General features: G+C 39.3%; 12 protein-coding genes. 2 read left to right on the forward strand and 10 right to left on the reverse strand.

Going from position 1 to position 18,685, the window contains the following annotated elements:
* Positions 1 to 116: 116 nt before the first annotated feature.
* Positions 117 to 3,980, forward strand: a complete 3,864-nt coding sequence (locus AC3B5S_RS03820; RefSeq protein ID WP_489790091.1) for a pectate lyase-like adhesive domain-containing protein — start codon at positions 117 to 119, stop codon at positions 3,978 to 3,980.
* 165 nt (positions 3,981 to 4,145) lie between these two features.
* Here the strand turns inward: AC3B5S_RS03820 and AC3B5S_RS03825 are convergent, their stop codons facing one another.
* The 8 genes from AC3B5S_RS03825 to AC3B5S_RS03860 all read right to left on the reverse strand — a co-directional run bounded on the left by AC3B5S_RS03825 (position 4,146) and on the right by AC3B5S_RS03860 (position 13,756).
* Positions 4,146 to 4,310 (reverse strand): hypothetical protein, encoded by a 165-nt coding sequence (locus AC3B5S_RS03825; protein ID WP_489769284.1) that lies wholly within the window; start codon positions 4,308 to 4,310, stop codon positions 4,146 to 4,148.
* Positions 4,311 to 4,521: 211 nt separating this feature from the next.
* Positions 4,522 to 4,692 (reverse strand): hypothetical protein, encoded by a 171-nt coding sequence (locus tag AC3B5S_RS03830; protein WP_489790092.1) that lies wholly within the window; start codon positions 4,690 to 4,692, stop codon positions 4,522 to 4,524.
* Positions 4,693 to 5,367: 675 nt separating this feature from the next.
* Positions 5,368 to 5,532: a hypothetical protein gene (locus tag AC3B5S_RS03835; protein WP_489769286.1), complete on the reverse strand. Its 165-nt coding sequence runs from the start codon at positions 5,530 to 5,532 to the stop codon at positions 5,368 to 5,370.
* A 222-nt stretch (positions 5,533 to 5,754) separates the two neighbouring features.
* On the reverse strand, positions 5,755 to 5,910 hold the full coding sequence (locus AC3B5S_RS03840) for a hypothetical protein (protein ID WP_489769287.1): 156 nt from the start codon (positions 5,908 to 5,910) through the stop codon (positions 5,755 to 5,757).
* A 215-nt stretch (positions 5,911 to 6,125) separates the two neighbouring features.
* Positions 6,126 to 6,293: a hypothetical protein gene (locus AC3B5S_RS03845; protein ID WP_489769288.1), complete on the reverse strand. Its 168-nt coding sequence runs from the start codon at positions 6,291 to 6,293 to the stop codon at positions 6,126 to 6,128.
* 313 nt (positions 6,294 to 6,606) lie between these two features.
* Positions 6,607 to 9,312, reverse strand: a complete 2,706-nt coding sequence (locus tag AC3B5S_RS03850) for a BspA family leucine-rich repeat surface protein (RefSeq protein WP_489790093.1) — start codon at positions 9,310 to 9,312, stop codon at positions 6,607 to 6,609.
* 503 nt (positions 9,313 to 9,815) lie between these two features.
* Complete coding sequence (locus AC3B5S_RS03855) at positions 9,816 to 12,320, reverse strand: hypothetical protein (RefSeq protein WP_489790094.1); 2,505 nt, start codon at positions 12,318 to 12,320, stop codon at positions 9,816 to 9,818.
* Between the two features lie 380 nt (positions 12,321 to 12,700).
* Positions 12,701 to 13,756 (reverse strand): D-alanine--D-alanine ligase family protein, encoded by a 1,056-nt coding sequence (locus AC3B5S_RS03860; protein WP_489790095.1) that lies wholly within the window; start codon positions 13,754 to 13,756, stop codon positions 12,701 to 12,703.
* Positions 13,757 to 14,041: 285 nt separating this feature from the next.
* Here AC3B5S_RS03860 and AC3B5S_RS03865 point away from each other — a divergent pair, with 285 nt between their 5' ends.
* The gene (locus AC3B5S_RS03865) at positions 14,042 to 14,983 is read left to right on the forward strand and encodes a DUF1002 domain-containing protein (protein ID WP_489756997.1); all 942 of its coding nucleotides are present in this window, start codon (positions 14,042 to 14,044) and stop codon (positions 14,981 to 14,983) included.
* Positions 14,984 to 15,051: 68 nt separating this feature from the next.
* Here the strand turns inward: AC3B5S_RS03865 and AC3B5S_RS03870 are convergent, their stop codons facing one another.
* Positions 15,052 to 16,419 (reverse strand): bacteriocin secretion accessory protein, encoded by a 1,368-nt coding sequence (locus tag AC3B5S_RS03870; protein ID WP_489769292.1) that lies wholly within the window; start codon positions 16,417 to 16,419, stop codon positions 15,052 to 15,054.
* Positions 16,412 to 18,586 (reverse strand): peptide cleavage/export ABC transporter, encoded by a 2,175-nt coding sequence (locus AC3B5S_RS03875; RefSeq protein WP_489790096.1) that lies wholly within the window; start codon positions 18,584 to 18,586, stop codon positions 16,412 to 16,414. Before AC3B5S_RS03875 ends, AC3B5S_RS03870 begins: the two co-directional genes overlap by 8 nt.
* Positions 18,587 to 18,685 lie beyond the last annotated feature (99 nt).

Here is an 18,685-nt window from a genome sequence, read left to right on the forward strand (position 1 = left end):
TAGCAGTAGATATAGGTTTATAATACCTTAGCTTTCCAGATTAATTAATGCAATATTTTTAATCAAAAAATATTTTTCCTAATCATAATGTAATAAAAATAGGTGAGATAAGATAAATGACCAAAAAAATCAATTTTATATTCTATTTATTATTCATAGTCTTTATTAGTAGCAATTTCTCAACTAAAGTTAAAGCTGATCTACTAAAACCACAAACAGGCGCCGATGCACAACTAATCAGTGCTGTTAACCAACAGACTCCTAACACCCAAACTACTAGTCCATTACAAGCATCCCCTTTACTGGATAATCCCGCCCGCTCGGGCAGCGCTTATCCGGATATGCCCCAGTATTCTGATATGGATGAAATTATCTACGACGGAACAAACCCCGATGTCGGCAATACCTATACCGTATATGTTTCGACACCCAAAGCTTTTTTAGAAGCCGTCTATGATGACCAAGCTCCAGGTGGCGTTTCACATATTGACCACATTATTTTAAAAAATAATCTGGATTTATCTAATGCCGGTGTGTATGGCTTTAGCGGTGGTGGCTATAGTTACGACTTCACGCGCCACTTCAAACTAACCATTGACGGTGCAGGCTATACGCTCAATTTTGGTTACAATAGCATTGCGCTAAAGGGTAATAACGCGGGCTTAGTGACCAGCAACTTATATAAAGAAGACTGGACTTTAAAAGATGTTAATTTGTTTAGCTCTTCATACTGGGGACCCATTGCAGGTAATTCCGGTAATTCACAAAATGTTGATTTAACCGATAACGCGGCGATTCAAGCCGCTGGCGGTTACACCCAAATCACTTATGATAATGTCAATTACGTGGGTTCACAAACCCATAACTCACTGAATGGCGTCGGCACGACTGCCATTATCATTAAGAATCGGGTTAGTTTGTCCTCCGTTCAAAAATATAAGTACCACGATAAAGTCTACACAACTGACTCCGACGGTAACCAACAAATCTTCGAAGCTTCGCGGATTACTTTTGATAAAAACAGCCATTTTTCTGGTTATACCTATAATGGCAACGGGATTGAGTTAACAGGGCCCAAAAACAGCGTGGTCTTAAAAGATGGCGCCCAAGTTTACCTCTACCCCCACGGCCAATCAGGTGAAAATAGCGGTTTTGGCTATGTGGAAAATCATAATTACGCCTTAGTGATGCACCCATCAGACTCTAATGCCACTTCTGATATTGACCTTTACGGTAATTCGCAATTAAATATTATTTCTAACGATGCTCCCGCCAAAGGCCAGTACTCTGACGGCACCAATGCACTGCGCAGTACGACTAACTTAGCCGGCGCTATTTATGTTTCTGGAACCAGCAGTATTCACTTCCACAAAGAAGCCAGTGGCTCTCCCATTATTCGCCTGCAAAGTAATGACCAAAGTACCATGGATTACCAAACAGATGCCAACAATTTATTAGATGACCAAGGCAATATCAAGGATACCTCCGCGCAAGCCGTCGGCGATGCCGCTAGTTACGCTTCTAATCACGGTGCCGACTACGGCAAATATATTACGCCTGATAGCCCCAATGCCAAAAGTACGCTCAATCACAGTCTCCCCTTAGTCGATCTCAACGGCGGAAATATCACATTAGATCACGGGACTTTTGATGTGCAGTCTAATAACTTACACGACTTTGGCGGTAGTGGTACTACCCTAAATCCCCGATTTGGTAATTTAATGCGAATTGGTTCCAAAATGAACATTACCATCAAAAAAGATGGCGTTTTTAAATTACACGAAACCGGCACCAAACAAACAAGCAATAGTATGAATTTATTAGATACGGATGCGGGCTTAAATTTGAATATTTATAACCCTAAGGAAATCATGCTAGATTTAGGTAACAACGATAACGACAATGCTCATATCGTCAACGTTGAAGGTGGTAATGACAGCAGTGCGGGCGGTGACGTTATCGTCCAAAACACGACTTTTAGCGCCCAAGGTAATCCTTCACCAATCACTGGCCCATCGCAGTCTTTAGGAACTGCTAATTACCCCGAACTGACCCTTGATAAAGTTCCCGTTCAAAGAATCGATGTCCCGTTTGCTTATTGGGCTATTCCCGCCACCTTATTCCAATCTGGTAACAAACAAATTTATGCTAAACAAGCGGATTTAATGCAACTAAATCAAGGGTTAAGCATTATGCACGGCAAAGAGTTTCACAAAATCGTCTTTGGCAAGCTCGGGAGTCCGACCATCACCAATCACACCGCGCAAATCATCCCTCACCAAGATGCCAGTGAAGACATGCATATCAAAGGCAGCGTCCAACCCTACAGCGATGATACCCAAGAAAGTTTTAACCCCACTCCACCTTTAATGCACCTGGTACTCAATCGCTTAGGTCAACAATATGACTTAGGGACAGTGACCAACTCCCAGCAAGCCTATGGAATCAAAAATGCTAATACAATTTTGCCGGTTACCCCCGGAATGTTGCTGGCCGACGATCAAGGCGTGCAAGATGGGGTGGCTGATCCGGATAACCTCGGTTCCTTAGTTGATAGTGTTGATGCTATGCCGCAATACGTTGCCGACACTGCCATTAAGTGGACCCCTGATGCAAAAGACTCGACCGTGCAAAATTACGATATTGATTTACAAAAAGTGTTAGCTAATTACAATACGCTGCACCCCACAGCTCATTTAGAATTTAATTCCAGTGATACTTTGCAGTTAAGTGCGGTATCGAATTTTCAAGAAACGCCTAAGCAAACCATCGGGGTTACCAACCTTTCTTTAGGAATCCCCGATAAAGTGGATCAATATTTAATTGGTGATACGGTTAAAGTTCCCCTGACTTATTTTGATGGTGATACAACTGCTAATAACATTAGTATTACGGGTCAGGTAAATGACGGTCGCAACGTTGATTTACAAAAGCACATTGCAATCACTTCGCACAAGGAACCCATCAAAGATTCTTCTTGGCAAATTGATAACATCACTAACCAAGCCGATAGCGATACCTCGACTCACCAACTACAGTTCCGCGGTCAAGATGATGCCAGTCCTACGAACGATTATCCACTCAAAAAAGAAGACCAGGCCACTTATCAATACAAAGTCTTGCCGTTTCCTAAGTACTCAGTTACCAAAACTGTGAAAAAGATTAACAAGGGACAAAATACTATCAGTCGGGGCGCTAATCATTTGCAAACCACTTTTAAACCGGTGGGGCAACATGCTTTAGACACGGTTCAATTTAAGCTAGGTAGTTTAACTTCTAATTCTACGGTAGCAACAACTAGTCCGCAACTGACATTTACTGCGAAGACTCCTGATGACCAAAAATCCATCCAAGTAGCGACGAATTCCAAAGATACCTATACCTTAACGGGCAAGGATTTTGGCTTTAGTGACGGTCAAATTCCGGCTAACACCACTTTTACAGTGGAACAACCACTGCAAGTTGTCGGTAAGAACAATAGTCGTTTAACTGGTCACAGTGATCAATTACTGGCGGTTGCCGCAGACAAAAGCACTCATTTCTTAGGCCAGAGTAAAATCCTCAATTATTTAATTACTGAACCAGATATTGAATTAGATGTTCCTCAGCAACTAGGTTTTAGTGTGATTTTAAAGCACCAAAACCAAACGATTTTTTCTAACACGCCTAGTGCTACTGCCAAATTAACAAATCACACTAAAAATGCCACTAACGTTTCTCTCTTAGCCAGTTTCAGCGGTAATAAAATTTTGACACCCTTAATTTATTATCAAACCACAAAGAGTGCCGCCGCTTTAGCTGATCCTGCAACAATTTTCACTGGCACACTCACTGCCAATCAAAAAAAGGACATTCAACTTAATCCTTCCGCTGCTACTAAGCAAGGACTTGCTTTAAAGATACCAGCCAATGACACTGCATTAAAACCTGGATCTCAGGGCGGTACGTTGACTTGGACAGTGCAAAACAGCTTAAAATAAATAGTTGAATTTTAACTAGACCAACTGCCAAGCTAATATTATTGTCTGCTATTACCCAAAATAATATGTAATGTGTTACAATTAATAACGAAAAAGGGACTGGTGCTAGTACACCAATCCCTGAACGATCCGCTTTAAAGGCGGTGACTAGTTATTTAGACAATTTTAAATCGCCCTATAACTTGCCAAAGTTACTGTAGGACGGTTTTTTATTACTTTTTGTTCATGATTGTGGCAACTAATGTGCCAAAAGCAATCATCAACACCAATACCTGATAGGTATTCAAGTAAGACTGGATATCCTTTCTGTTGATTCTTCCGTATTCTCATACGCAAGCACCTCCTTGAGAACAAACAGTCACCGCCCATAAAACTTATCGCATTAACTATTGTAGCATATCGATTAGCGTGAACCACTTCTTAATTTTAGAAAATGATTTTTCCCGAATAATATGTTATTATAATATTGAAAAAGGGATCAGTGCTCCAAACACTAATCCCTCAGCGATCCGCTTTAAAGGCGGTGACTAAATTATAGAATTTATTTGATCGTCCTATAACTCGCCAAAGTTATTAGTAGGACGATTTTTGTTACTTTTTGTTGTTCATGATTGTGGCAACTAGTGTGCCAAAAGCAATCATCAACATTAATACCTGATAGGTATTCAAGTAAGACTGTGCATCCTTTCTGTTGATTCTTCCGTATTCTCATACGCAAGCACCTCCTTGAGAACAAACAGTCATCGTCCATAAAACTTATCGCACTAACTATTGTAGCATATTACTGAGATTAAATTATTTATCAATTAAAAAATGATTTTTGCTAAAGAATATGTTATATTGGTAATGAAAAAGGGATTAGTGCTGGTACACCAATCCCTTAGATAAGGTTGCTAAGACAGCAGCTACTAAATTTTGGTAAATTTAATAATCGCTAGCCTTGCACGGCTAAGGCGATTATTTTTTTGTCTTGTTTTTCAACTTGACAATTTCTACAACCGTACGTACTCCGTTAACAAAACTGTTAACTAAATACGCAATGGCTAGTAGTTTCAATCGGCTACTCCCTTCCTTAGAATTGTGTTTACAGTTATTACACCATAAGCACCACCCCATTTCTGGAATAGCCACCGCCTTAGCATTTACTTTATCTGAAACCATTTTAACATATTGCTTAATCTCTTTTCATTATAGCCAAAAAATCCAGCTCCAAATCCGCTAAAAATTTGAATCTGGATTACAATTTCAGATTTTTCTATTGCTAAATCCCTAAGGGTATAAAAACATTATAGCATGTGTTATCATTGATACTGAAAAAGGAATCAGTGCTGTCACACCAATCTCTTAACGACCCGCTTTAAAGGCGGTGACTAGATAACGAACGACTTTAAACCGTCCTATAACTTGCCAAAGTTAGAGTAGGACGATTTTTTATTACTTTTTGTTCATGATTGCGGCAACTAGTGTGCCAAAAGCAACCATCAACATTAATACCTGATAGGTATTCAAGTAAGACTGTGTATCCTTTCCGTTGATTCTTCCGTATTCTCATACGCAAGCACCTCCTCAAGAACAAACAGTCACCGCCCATAAAACTTATCGCATTAATTATTTTAGCATATCGATTAGCGTGAACCACTTATTAATTTTAGAAAATGATTTTTCCCGAATAATATGTTATATTGGTAATGAAAAAGGACTGGTGCTGGTACACCAATCCCTCAGCGATCCGCTTTAAAGGCGGTGACAAATTGTTAAAAGACTACAATCGTCCCTAACTCGTCAAAGTTAACATGGGACGGTTTTTTATTACTTTTTGTGGTTCATGATTGTGGCAACTAGTGTGCCAAAAGCAATCATTAACATTAATACCTGATAGGCATTCAAGTAAGACTGGATATCCTTTCCGTTGATTCTTCCGTATTCTCATACGCAAGCACCTCCTTGAGAACAAACAGTCGCCGCCCATAAAACTTATCGCATTAACTATTTTAGCATATTACTCAAACTGCATGACTTTTCAATTTTAAAAAATGATTTTTGCTAAAGAATATGTTATATTGGTAATGAAAAAGGGACTAGTGCTGATACACTAATCCCTTAGCGATCCGCTTTAAAGGCGGTGACAATTGTTATAAAACTATTTTAAATCGTCCTATAACCTGTCAAAGTTAACATGGGACGGTTTTTTATTACTTTTTGTGGTTCATGATTGTGGCAACTAATGTGCCAAAGGCAATCATCAACGTCAATACCTGATAGGTATTCAAGTAAGACTGGATATCCTTTCTGTTGATTCTTCCGTATTCTCATACGCAAGCACCCCCTCGAGAACAAACAGTCACCGCCCATAAAACTTATCGCACTAACTATTGTAGCATATTACTTAAACTGCATGACTTTTCAATTTTGAAAAATGATTTTTGCCAAAAATGTATTGAAAAAGGGACTGGTGCTAGTACACCAATCCCTGAACGATCCGCTTTAAAGGCGGTGACTACGTTATTAAGACATTTTTAATCGCCCTATAACTTGCCAAAGTTAGAGTAGGACGATTTTTTGTTGTTCATATCAAAAGCTCCAATGACTTTTGGTTTATTTGAAATGCAATTACCAACAATCATTTTTAATTCATCAACGAATTAGTGATTGACCACGTCAATTGTCCCTGATATTGACCACTTTGAAGGTTAAGCAAAGCCGTGCGCAAATCTAACATCAATCCAGCTACTTGTTGCCCATTAGCAGACCACCAAGCTTTTGAAATATCTGTCGTGTCAATCTTCGGCGTCTGAATAGTATCAACAGTCGCTGTTTTACTATCTACCAAAGTATCATTGGTACCTACTGTTTCTAAAGCGCCATTACTTCTTTGCTGATATTTCAAAACATTACTCAACAAATCGTCATTATGATTCGTCAATGGTTCTGATAACCTAACTAATAATTGCCAATTAGGCTTTTGGGTAGTGTCCACCACTTGCAAGTTTTGGTTGGATGAACTCTCAGGCAAATGGTTTAATTGTCTACTTTGTGAAATAATCTTAGTGCCAAAATCTAAATTATTAGGAACACCTTGCAGCATTAGGCTACCGACCTCGGTATATACTATCTTGACTTCAACAGGATTAGCACTTGGTTTGGAACCATCAGCATTCGCGACTGATTGATAGGTCACTGAAGCAGGGCGTGTTTTTAAATGATAACGATGATATTTGGTATAAATATCGTCCGGATAATTAGTCGTATCTTGGGCAAGATTCAAAGTCTCGCCTACCGAACCATAATAAGAAGCCGCGGGTCGGTTGCCGGTTTCCTCAGCGTTAGGTAACGGATTACCATTTTGGTCAACCGTATCCACCGTAATTTTACTATTTTCTCTAATTGTCAACTGCGCCGTGGTAACTCGGGGATTAATCGTCGTAAATTGGCCACCACTATCAACCCCATATAGGTAGATTTGATGTCCACCTTGTTTCGGTATAGCTAATGTCTTGAGATCAGAATCAACTTTAATTTGAGCTGGGTAAGTGGTATTAATCGGAGCCGAACTAGTGCCCGAGAAAGCTGTTAGTTGCTGACACTTTTTGATATCTGTTAAATTAACCAACTGCTTATCAATAGAGTAATACAGTGCCACGGTCGTACTATCAGGATCTTGAACTCGAACATCAAACTCAAATGGCGGTAATTGGTTACTATTCCAATCTTGCGCATAGGTGTAACTGGTTTGAGTCGGTGTTAATGTTGGCGCAGTGTTGGCCCACTTTCTTTGCCAGACTAATGTTTCGGGCAGAATATGATTGGTTGCTAAATGACTATTTAAACTATCACTGTTCGAATAAATGGTACCTGCCGGGGCAATATCACTGCCGCCAGCAACGCTTTGCCAACCACCTACATTTTCATATTGGTAACCATTGTAAGTTGAGATTTGTCCTGCTTGGGGCATTGCTAAATCCGGCGAATTCGTAAACTTGGTATCCGTACCTAATTGTAGTTTCCACAGTTTCAAATCCAAAGTGAACATTTGAGTCATGCCGGTCAAATGAGCAGTGTTAAAGGAACTTAAATTCAAAGTTTGCAAATTAGAACACCCGTAAAACATGTAAGACATATCAGCGACTTTGTTAGTGTCAAAGGTGCTTAAATCCAAAGTTGGTAAGTTATAACAGCCATAAAACATATACGACATATTAGTAGCTGATGAAGTTTTAATTTGACTAACATCCAAACTGGTCAAATGACTGCACTGATTAAACATTGACTTCATTAACGTTACATTACTCGTATCAAATCCCGCACCGAAGGTGATTTTTGACAAGTTGGAACACCCATAAAGCAGCCATCCCATATCAGTCACTTTACTAGTTTGAAAAGAACTTAAATCTAAATTACTTAAGCTGGAACAGCCGTAAAACATTGCTTCCATATTAGTAACTTTGCTTGTAGCAAACTTCTGACCAAAATCAATCTCCGGTAGCTTAGTACAATTATAAAACATGTAGCTCAGATTAATTACTTGACTCGTGTCAAAGTTATTACCAAAATTAATATGCGTTAAGCTGGAACAGTTATCAAACATATAACCGATGTCATGATTATTACTGGTATTAAAACTGCTCAGATCAATATCCGTCAAACTTGCACAATCGAAAAACAAGCTGCGCATTCCTTCTATATTATTAACATTCACAGTCTTAAAATTACTTAAATCAACTTTCTTTAATGAAGTACAACTTCGAAATAAATTTCCCATCATAGTAGCTTGACTTGTATCCAAGTTTGTTAAGCCAACAATCTGCTGTAAATTAGTTAAATTAGCAAATAAATAAGAACAATCACTATTTGTTTTCACGCCGGGGGCAATCTTGACGGTGGTAATCTGATCGCGATAAGCAATCCAAGGACCGCAGCGATTCCGGTAAGTGCTATTAGGATCTTCACCAGGCATTGTATTGTTCACGGTTCCTATAGTTCCAGCATTAATATTTAAAATCGTATTGTTATCAGATAAATACCAATAACAACTGCCTAACGTCCCCGAATTAACCGCAGTTGTTGGATCAGCTTGAACATTAATGACATTGTTCAAAGTTGGCGCCGGTGCAGGGGACCGAGTTAAATTCTGCGGTACAGATAATAAATGCAGCACTGGTTGCGTGGTTATAGTTGTTGAACTCTTAGTATTACTTTGCTGTTGAATATTGCGAGATGTAGCTGCTTGTCCCTGATTAGAAATCGCTAGTACGACCGTGTGCTGCGAGCATGCCCAGCTCATCACGAATAACAGCAACGCAGTTATGAGCACTAACTTGCCAGATTTAAACATTTCCTGCACCACCCTTCTCTCGTTAATCGCCCCGTTCAGGATTGATTATTTTTACTTAAACAGTGTTTAATCCAAAGTTGCCATCAAATACTTTTAAGTCTCATCATTAATAACAGTCAGATAATATTTAATTCTTTTAAATGTTGTTTTTATCTTTTACTCTAAAATAATTAATCAAATTATATATTTATTCACTCGTAAAAACTGAATAATACATAATTTGATTCAAAAAATAAGATTTATATTATTAAACTTCGAAGAGATTATAGCACTCATCTATAACAAATAACAAATATTTTCCAATTTTTTCTAATAGTTAATTTTGAAATGTTTTTTGACATTTTTTAATTAGATTGCTTTTTTAAATATTTGTTGATGATCAATGCCGACGGCTGTAAATTAATATTGTCATCCAGAGTTAACACAACAGCACTCACAGCACAAAAAAGACTAATTGTTTAATCCAAGAATTAAACAATTAGCCTTTTATTTTCGGTTCAATTTTACAGCGAATTAACCATCGACCACGTTAGCTTTCCTTTATAATCTCCCGCTAAAGCATTACGCTGCGCATGTAATTGCCACTGGTTAGCTCCCACTAAATCAGTCAAATCAATCCCACGTTCATTAATGCCAATACTATTACCAGAACTAGGCGTAATCTTGGCCACCTTAATACCGCTGCTTAAAACCGGCTGTTCTTGATATGCTAATAACGACGTTCCTTGTGGTATTAAGCCAACCGAGCCGTTTGTTAATCTTTGACTACCAGTATTATCATAAGCCACTCGGATCTCATAACCTTGAGCGGTCGCATTTTGAAAATAGCTATTAACTTTTAACGCTCCCTTGGTAGCACGATTAGTTACGGATTGCCCTGCATTCACGACCTTACCAAAATCAATCGTCGTCGGTATCTCAGTAAAATAAGCGAAATTCGCACGCTGCAATATTAATATTGGCGCGTTAACAGTATTCCCTTGCCCAGAATTGAGAGGTGCTGAAGCATTGACATTATGTTGTAAAGTTTGATAACTACTATTATGTGCTCCAGATAAATCCCCTACGGCTACACCAGTAATCGTTAAACGCAAGTGATCGCCCGCTTTGAAAGCTTCTCCGCTGCGTTTTTTAACTACAATTGTTTGCGGCCAATTGGCATTTGTCTGATCTGTCATATGAGTAGTTACTAAATCAGTATTATTAATGCCGTCGCTCGCAAAAACATAATTAGCAAACTTCAAACCAGCACTGGCTTGTGTTGTAAAGACTAGCTGTGATGCCGTGGCCGTACTATCCGCAGCAATCTGATAGTCTAAATAAAAATCAATCGTATCTCCGGGAACATAATAATTGGTTGGTAAACTGCGCGTACGATCCACCGCGGTTTGCGTTAAATTGGCAGAAAAAGTTAATTTTTCAACTGGAATACTCAAAGTGGAACCATAAAAATCACTGGTTGGATGACTACTTAAATTCTGTTCTATGGCTGTCGCCTTAGGCGTCGTACTTAAAGTTGTTCCATTAGCACTCGTATTAATTGTCCCCAGAAAAGTAATCTTTGCCTTTTGGTTATCCTTGAGTACAATTGCATCAGCAGGGCTCAATTGCAGTCCTCGATTAGCAATATTATAAGCAACCGTTTTGTCCTGACCATTGGCGTAAGTAATTTTAGCACTTGTAACTTGGAAATCAGTGGGGAGCAAATTACTTAAGTTGGTGGTTTGATAAGCACTCGCAAAACCATCATTACCTAAAGTCACATCAAACTCAATTTGATCTTGGGGATAATTTTTGCCATCACTCCGGGAAACGTTGCGCCAAGTTTCTGTCAACCATGGTTTAGAATACGCACTAGCATTAATTCCCAAATCAACCGCGTAATGCTTAGTTTGACCAACCGCCAAATTAGTTACTGGCCACAGCAGAGCATACGCTGAATCGGGATAGGAACCGCCACTTTTTGGTAATAACTCAGAGCCAGCAGGATAACTACCAACCTCTTGACCGGTAGCATTGGCTAAACTACTGCCCTTAAACACGGCAGTGCCATAAGCAAAAGTACTGACTCCACTCGTATTGCACTTGATATAATCGCCATAAAAACCCGCGAGCCAATGCGTAGGACCATCGGTAACATCGGTATTAATATTTAAACGATGATTTGGAGACTGGATATACATGCCCCGATTATCCCCCAAGGCATAAACCGGTACCCGGTCACTAACATAAGAGCCAATCTGATCTTCATTTTCTAACTTCGTATCTTCCCCTTCAGCTACCACATAATTTTGTAACGTCGTTGAAACATTCTTAACATACAATTCCTGAGCTACGCCACCATCTGAGTAACGAGAAGTCCGCAACACTTCTTCCACTTCCAAAGCCCCAGAACGTAAGTATCCCATAATCTTAACTGCCTGGACTCTTCCACTGGCATCTTTAGAAACAAAATACGTCAAATTAGACATCGTTTGTAAAACTCCTCCTGTTTGCCCAATGGAGGTCGTCGTACTATCTAATAAGGCATAATCAACACTGGTACTGGGACCAATACTGACACCACCATAGAAAGCTTGAATATTGTTGGGAGTTCCGTTATCTTTTTGACCATCATGTAAGAAGATATTGGCCTTGCGGCTAGCAGTTAATTGACCCGAAATCGTAAGATCACCCCAACCACCAAAGGTAAAACCCATATTGACACTTTTACCTTGATTATTCGTAATAGCTGACGTTTGGCCGAGCTCAATCCGGTTTTGAGCCGGCGACCAAGTCAAGCCATCATCAATATCTGTAGCTTGTGGCGGATTAACTGCCAAATTACTGACAGTAATGGTCGGCGCCTGTAAAACTTGATTATTCGGTAACGTAACTGACCCCACTTGTTTGACCAGCGGGGCAGTCACATCATTGGGATCAGCATTAACATTATTAACGTGCAGTTGCAAAATCAAAGCCCAACTAAATAATAAAATTACTATTGATAAAATTTTATCGTTACGCATTAGCCTCACTATCCATAATATATTTTAGAAAATATTTATTCAAAATATAATTATCAAAATTACAGCAGCAGTTATACTTTTATCGATAATAAAACACCTAAAGATGGGGATTACATCAGTTTTTTGTCAGTATCATTTGTTAGAGTATACCATTAATCACGAATTTTGTTGAGTAATATATTCATTATATCTAATATATTTTTATATTTAATAAATATAAAAATATTTAGATTTAATTACTAATTATTCTTTTTAATGTAAATTATTAAAGTAAAACCATTATTATGTAACATTTGAATTAATTCATTGGCTTTTCTAAAGCACAAAAAAACGACTGTGGCTTTTTTGAACCATCAGTCGTTTTGTTTATCTCTTAAAATTTAAGCTTGTTGCTCGTACCAACGCCATTTACTTTGAATAATCTTCTCACATAAATCAGGATAACTAATCCCCACGGCAGCCGCTTCACGCGGAATCAAGGAGCGCGGCGTCATGCCCGGTAGTGAGTTAGCTTCCATGACGTAAGCCCCTTCTTCACTTACCAAGAAATCAATGCGCCCATAATTTTGCATATCTAAGGCCGCAAAAGTTTGGCGCGTCAACTTTTCTAAAACTTGCGCTGTTTCATGATCCAACTCGGGTGGTGTAATGAATTGCGTTTGGTTATTATCTTGGAACTTATGCTGAAAATCATACCAACCAGTCGTCACCACAATCTCCACGGGTGGCAAAACTTCGCCATCAATAATGGCCACCGAAAATTCGCGCCCTTGGATGTACTTCTCAATCAAAGCTTCCTCGTCAAATAAAAAGGCATCCTCTAAGCTCGCCGCCAAATCCGCATATTCGCGCACAATGTGCGTACCTACACTCGAACCACCATTAGCCGGTTTTACCACAACTGGAAAACCAAACGGAATGTCCGCTGGAGCGACTTGCGTGGTTTTGGTCGTTATATAAGGTGCCGTGGGGATTTGATTTTGCACAAAAACTTCCTTAGAAAACTTCTTATTCATTGCCAGACCGGAAGCTAAGGGACCGCTACCCGTGTAACGAATATCAAAGACATCTAACACGGCTTGGACTTTGCCATTTTCGCCATCTTCACCGTGCAAACCAAGATAAACCAAGTCAGCAGCTTGGCAAATCTGGAGCACATTTTTGCCAAGTAAGCCACGTGTGCCATCCGTGCGCAAAGCATTAATCTTTTCATCTGTGAGCACTTCATCATCAATCACTAACTTGGTCTCATCCGCTAATTGCGTCGTGAAAAGATCTTCAACCTTCTGATTGGCCGCTAGTTCTTGGCCCAAGAAAGAATCCACCAAGGCTACAGAGTAGCCTTTAGAGCGTAAAGCATTGGTAATTTTGACACCAGACGATAGTGAAACATTGCGTTCGGTGCTGCGGCCACCGGCCAAAACAACTATTTTCATTTGTTTAACTCCTTTAATTAAATTGAAGTTCATTTATCGGTCGTACTTAGAACCTTGAGTATAACACATTTAATTAAAGAACCAATAGAAAATAGTTCATCCCGGTAGCTATCTACCACTGAAAAGTTTAGTGATAGTGACTCCAAGCAGCATAAATTCTAACAATTTTCTGCTAATCATTGACCGAATAAGTTTGTCATTACATAAGTACTCTTTGCGCGAAAGTAGTCAGTAATTTGTTAAGTTGTTATAATAATCCTAGATCCCCATGAGGAGGAAAACACCATGAAATTACGAACACGTTTATTAACCTTATTGACTGTGTTAATTGGTGGCTGGTGGCTAACGACGACCACCACCCAAGCGGACAATAATTGGGACACCCCGGTGATGACCTTAGGAACTTCATTGTCCAACGCCCAAAAGCAAGGGACGATTGACGTTTTATCGAATCAAATCCAAAATAAAAACTTTCAACAAATCACCGTCACCGGTGCCACGTTAGTGCAATACCTCAATCCGGCAGGCGATAACTTCACGGAGCAATCAGGCGTTTGGTCCTCAGCTTTAATTGAAAAGACCAGCCGTGGTTCGGGCATTAACGTCCAAATTTTAAAATATGACGGTCACAATAACATCACCACGATCACTGCTAATCAATACCGTAATGCGGCTTTAACCGCCGGGATTAGCGACGCTAATATCTACGTCACTTCGGCCACTCCGATTGATGGTTCGGGTGCCTTAGCTGGTGTTTACGCCGCCTTTGCTCAAAATGGCCAACAACTCAATGAGAATCAAGTCGCAGCAGCGCAAAATGAAATGGGAACGTTAAGCCAAATTAGCCAACAAAATAAGGGCCAGCAAGGCTATAGTGATACCCAACTCAACAACGCGATTGCGCAGGCTAAGAGTCAAATGGCCAAGATTGGGAATAACGTGACGGTTAATCAAATCACCAATATCGTCAACAACACGATTCAAAATAATAATCTGCAAAACATTATTACTGATAATCAGAAACAAAAAATCATTAACTTATTGGTTCAAATTCGGGATTCCGGTGCTTTAAAAAATGGCAACTTTCGCCAGCAGGCCAATAAATTAAGTTCGGATATCAAAAGTCATGCCCAAGATTTATTTAACAAAGTCAATACTCCCCAAAATCAAGGCTTCTTACAGCAATTGTGGACTAAAATCGTCAACTTCTTTCAAAATTTGTTTTAATTGATATGTCAAAAGGCTAGGTATCAGTCAGCAAGACAGCGACTTTGATCCTAGCCTTTTTTATTAACTTAATTATCTTCATGATTAAATAAGCGGTTTTTATAATAAGTGAAAAATGATTCCCGACCGGTGATAATGGAACCTTGTCCCGCCATGCCATAATGCAAATTAGCAATTTGTGCTGCTGGGACTTTTGCCAATGCTTCAACGACATAATAATTACTCTTACCCACAGTCACCGGCGCGACACTAATGGTTTTAATGCGTCCGCTCAAGACAATGGGGGTCGGCACATTGCGACTGATTTTAACTCGTAAAATTTGCTGGCGCCGTACGGTTGAAATATCATTGGGCGCAACATAAGCCTGCAATTTGAGTGGTTTTTGGACCGTCAACGGCGGATAAATTTGGGCCAACGGATTGCCCGTGCCCACCAATTTATTACGCTGATTGGGATTTAACACATGGACGATCCCCGTAATCGGTGCTTTAACTTTCAAATCATGCGTGGAATCTTGAACTTCTTTGAGTTTTAAATTATTCTGACTTTGCTTTTGTTTCAGATCTATTTGTTGTTGGGAACAGGACCTCAATTGTTCCGCTTGTAGACTAGCTAATTTTTGCTGATTAGTTGCCACATCGTATTGACTACTATCAAAATCGCTTAACTCTAATTTTTGCTGAGTCGTCGCTTGAATGCTGTCTTGCAACTGGTCAATTTGTTGCTGAATATTGGTTAAAGCATCTGCTTGCGCAGTGCTCGGATCTTGGGTTTGTTTGGCTGTGAGATAAGCTGTATATAAATAACGATAAGTGGAATTGCCCGGATCAGAGCCTTGCTTAATCGCTTGGGCAATATTTTGATAAGCAGCCAATTTGGTTTGCGCCGTTTGTAAACTAGTATTTAAATTCGCGATCAACTTATTCTTTTTGGCAGTATTCGTTTGGGACTTTTGTTGTAACAACTCATTTTCCAAGAGATATACTTGGCGTTGATTTTGATAACTGTGATACAAATCCTCATAACCAAATTGATCCGTCTGGGCAAACAAATCTTGATTTTGCTGCAGGCTATTATTCAAAGTGGTGAGTGCCGTTAACTGTTGTTGAAATAACTGTTGTTGTTGCCGTAATAAAGTCAACTGATGCTTTAAAGATTGGGACTGATAAGTGACCAATAGCTGCCCCTTATGAACGTGTTGTCCTTCTTTTAAATAATCATGCGTAATTTGATTATTACTCGTCGATTGTAAAATGGAAACTGCTTTGCCCGAGGCGACTTGACTAGGCGCCTTAATCGTAATTTCACGTTGGCCAATCAAAGAAAATAAAATTACTAACACAATCAAAATGGCCACCGGCACAATTAATAATGTCGAAAAGTTATTAAAGCGCGCATGATAAAATTCACTACTCTCTAATTGAGACTCATCCATTTAAACCACCTCCCGTTGCGTTTAATAAGCGGAAGTATTCGCCTTGTTGGGCGACTAATTCTTGGTGCGTTCCTTGTTCAATTAATTGGCCCTGTTTTAAAACGACAATGTTATTGGTTTTTTCCGCAATTGCTAAGCGGTGGGCGATAAAAATCACCGTTTGTGGCAATTTTAAGAGTGCCGCCACCAACTTAGCTTCCGTAATAGCATCTAGCCCACTGGTTGATTCGTCAAAAATCAAAACTTGCGCCGGTGATAATAGTGCCCGTGCAATTGTTAAGCGTTGCTTTTGCCCGCCAGATAAAATATCGCCATTTTCATCAAGTTTGGTTTCATATTGTAAGGACATGTGTTCAATGTCGGATTGAATTTGCGCCACCGCACAAGCTTGGCGAATGTCTTCAAACGTAACCCCCGGGCGATTGCCTAATTTGAGATTCTCCAAAATCGTCCCCGAAAAAACATACGGATCTTGTGGTACATAGACAATCTGGTGCCGCAAAGCGGTTTTATCAATTTCTTGGACGTTATGATCATTAATCAACACTTGTCCTTTGGTCGGTTCAAAAAAATCAACTAATAGTTTGACCATGGTGGACTTGCCCGAGCCACTCATCCCCACGATTGTTAACTTAGAACCCGCTTGAATTGTTAAATTGATTTGGTGCAAAACGTCTTGACCGTAACCATAGCGGTAGCTCACATTTCGCAATTCTAAATCACCATGCAACAGTTCTTGTTCTTTCAGCGGACGTTCTTGATTAAACTCCGATTCCACCAAATATATTTCGTTGAGTCGATTATTAGCTACCTTGGCACTTTGAAGTTTGGGTTGCAGGTTCACAATATTTTGCAGCGGATTAGTAAAATAAGTCAGTAAGGCGTTAAAGGTCATTAATTGGCCGACTGTCAGCACATTTTTGACCACCAAATTGGACCCCACCCATAAAACTATGACGCCGAGTCCCAATTGCACAAAGAGCTTGAGTGCTTGTTGTAATTGATCAGCTTTGGTATATTTTAAATTTTTTTGGAGTAAATCCACAAATTCATGATCAACTTTTTGATAACTCTGTTCTTCGCTCGATAATGACTTGATCGTTTCAATTCCGTGCAAGTCTTCAATAATGGAAGAATCTAACACTGCACTGCTTTCCATTTGCTTGCGATTCAAGGTTTCAAACGGTTTATTAAACGCCCAAATAATTACGATATAAATCGGCAACGCAATTAATGTAATTAAAAATAACGTTCCGTTTTGCAGCGTTAAAACTGTTCCCATAATAACCACGATGGTTAAATCTAAGCCAATCGAAATAATGGAACTCGCTAGCGCATCAATAATTTTGTTGGCGTCATTAAACCGTGAAATAATATCGCCCGTTTTGCGCGTGGTAAAAAACGACATTGGCAATTCAAAAATATGGCGCACATAGCCTAAAATAATCTCAATTGATAGTCGCTGACCTAAAATTGCCAGTAAAAAATTTTGTGCATACGAAAAAATTGCCTGAAAGATGTAAGCCACTACTAACCCCAGTGCAATAATTGATAAGGTGTGAATCATATTGTTGGGAATATATGTATCAATTAAACTTTGGAGAAAATACGATCCCAGAATACTGATTAACGTCACTAATAGTGCGGCTAAAATAATGTTGACTAATAACTTTTTTTGCTTGAAAATTACGGGCAAGAATTGTGCCAATGAATTCTTTTGTTGGTCTTTCACCGGCTGATACGTTGGTTTGGGCGCAAAAAACAAACTCACCCCCGTCCACTCTTGGTTAAACTGCTCGTAAGTCATCTTTGTAACACCAACATCTGGATCGGGATCAGCAATCAACACGCCTTTCTGTTCTGCCTTGAGCACGACATAATAATGTTCCAAGGCTTCATCTTTCACGACGTGCGCAATAAACGGATATGGGACATCCTTCATTTGAAATAACGAAGCATCAGCTTGCACGGCTTGAACTTCCAAGTCAAAATGTTCCGCGGCCTTTTTTAAGCCAAGGGCTGTGGTGCCTTCATTCGTTGTCTTAGTAAAAGTGCGCAAACGCGCTAAGGAAAATTCCGAACCATAATTTTTCAAAATCATGGCTAGAGCTGCCACACCACAATCTTCTTCATCAACTTGAGGAATATAAAGTTTTTTGGGATTCATCAACACACTCCAACTTGTCTTTAAATTAAGCTAAATAATAATTTAGCAGATTCTAGACATTCATTAAAATGAAAAATCTACTAATATACTTAATGTAAA

The sequence above is a fragment of the Bombilactobacillus sp. ESL1094 genome, from assembly GCF_058107425.1.

Bases quoted from the DNA above. Each gene is read 5' to 3' on its own strand.
- AC3B5S_RS03855 (WP_489790094.1), bottom strand. From the start codon at position 12,320: ATGCGTAACGATAAAATTTTATCAATAGTAATTTTATTATTTAGTTGG.
- AC3B5S_RS03850 (WP_489790093.1), bottom strand. From the start codon at position 9,312: ATGTTTAAATCTGGCAAGTTAGTGCTCATAACTGCGTTGCTGTTATTC.
- AC3B5S_RS03875 (WP_489790096.1), bottom strand. From the start codon at position 18,586: ATGAATCCCAAAAAACTTTATATTCCTCAAGTTGATGAAGAAGATTGT.
- AC3B5S_RS03860 (WP_489790095.1), bottom strand. From the start codon at position 13,756: ATGAAAATAGTTGTTTTGGCCGGTGGCCGCAGCACCGAACGCAATGTT.
- AC3B5S_RS03845 (WP_489769288.1), bottom strand. From the start codon at position 6,293: ATGAGAATACGGAAGAATCAACAGAAAGGATATCCAGTCTTACTTGAA.
- AC3B5S_RS03865 (WP_489756997.1), top strand. From the start codon at position 14,042: ATGAAATTACGAACACGTTTATTAACCTTATTGACTGTGTTAATTGGT.
- AC3B5S_RS03820 (WP_489790091.1), top strand. From the start codon at position 117: ATGACCAAAAAAATCAATTTTATATTCTATTTATTATTCATAGTCTTT.
- AC3B5S_RS03870 (WP_489769292.1), bottom strand. From the start codon at position 16,419: ATGGATGAGTCTCAATTAGAGAGTAGTGAATTTTATCATGCGCGCTTT.
- AC3B5S_RS03840 (WP_489769287.1), bottom strand. From the start codon at position 5,910: ATGAGAATACGGAAGAATCAACGGAAAGGATATCCAGTCTTACTTGAA.
- AC3B5S_RS03835 (WP_489769286.1), bottom strand. From the start codon at position 5,532: ATGAGAATACGGAAGAATCAACGGAAAGGATACACAGTCTTACTTGAA.
- AC3B5S_RS03830 (WP_489790092.1), bottom strand. From the start codon at position 4,692: ATGAGAATACGGAAGAATCAACAGAAAGGATGCACAGTCTTACTTGAA.
- AC3B5S_RS03825 (WP_489769284.1), bottom strand. From the start codon at position 4,310: ATGAGAATACGGAAGAATCAACAGAAAGGATATCCAGTCTTACTTGAA.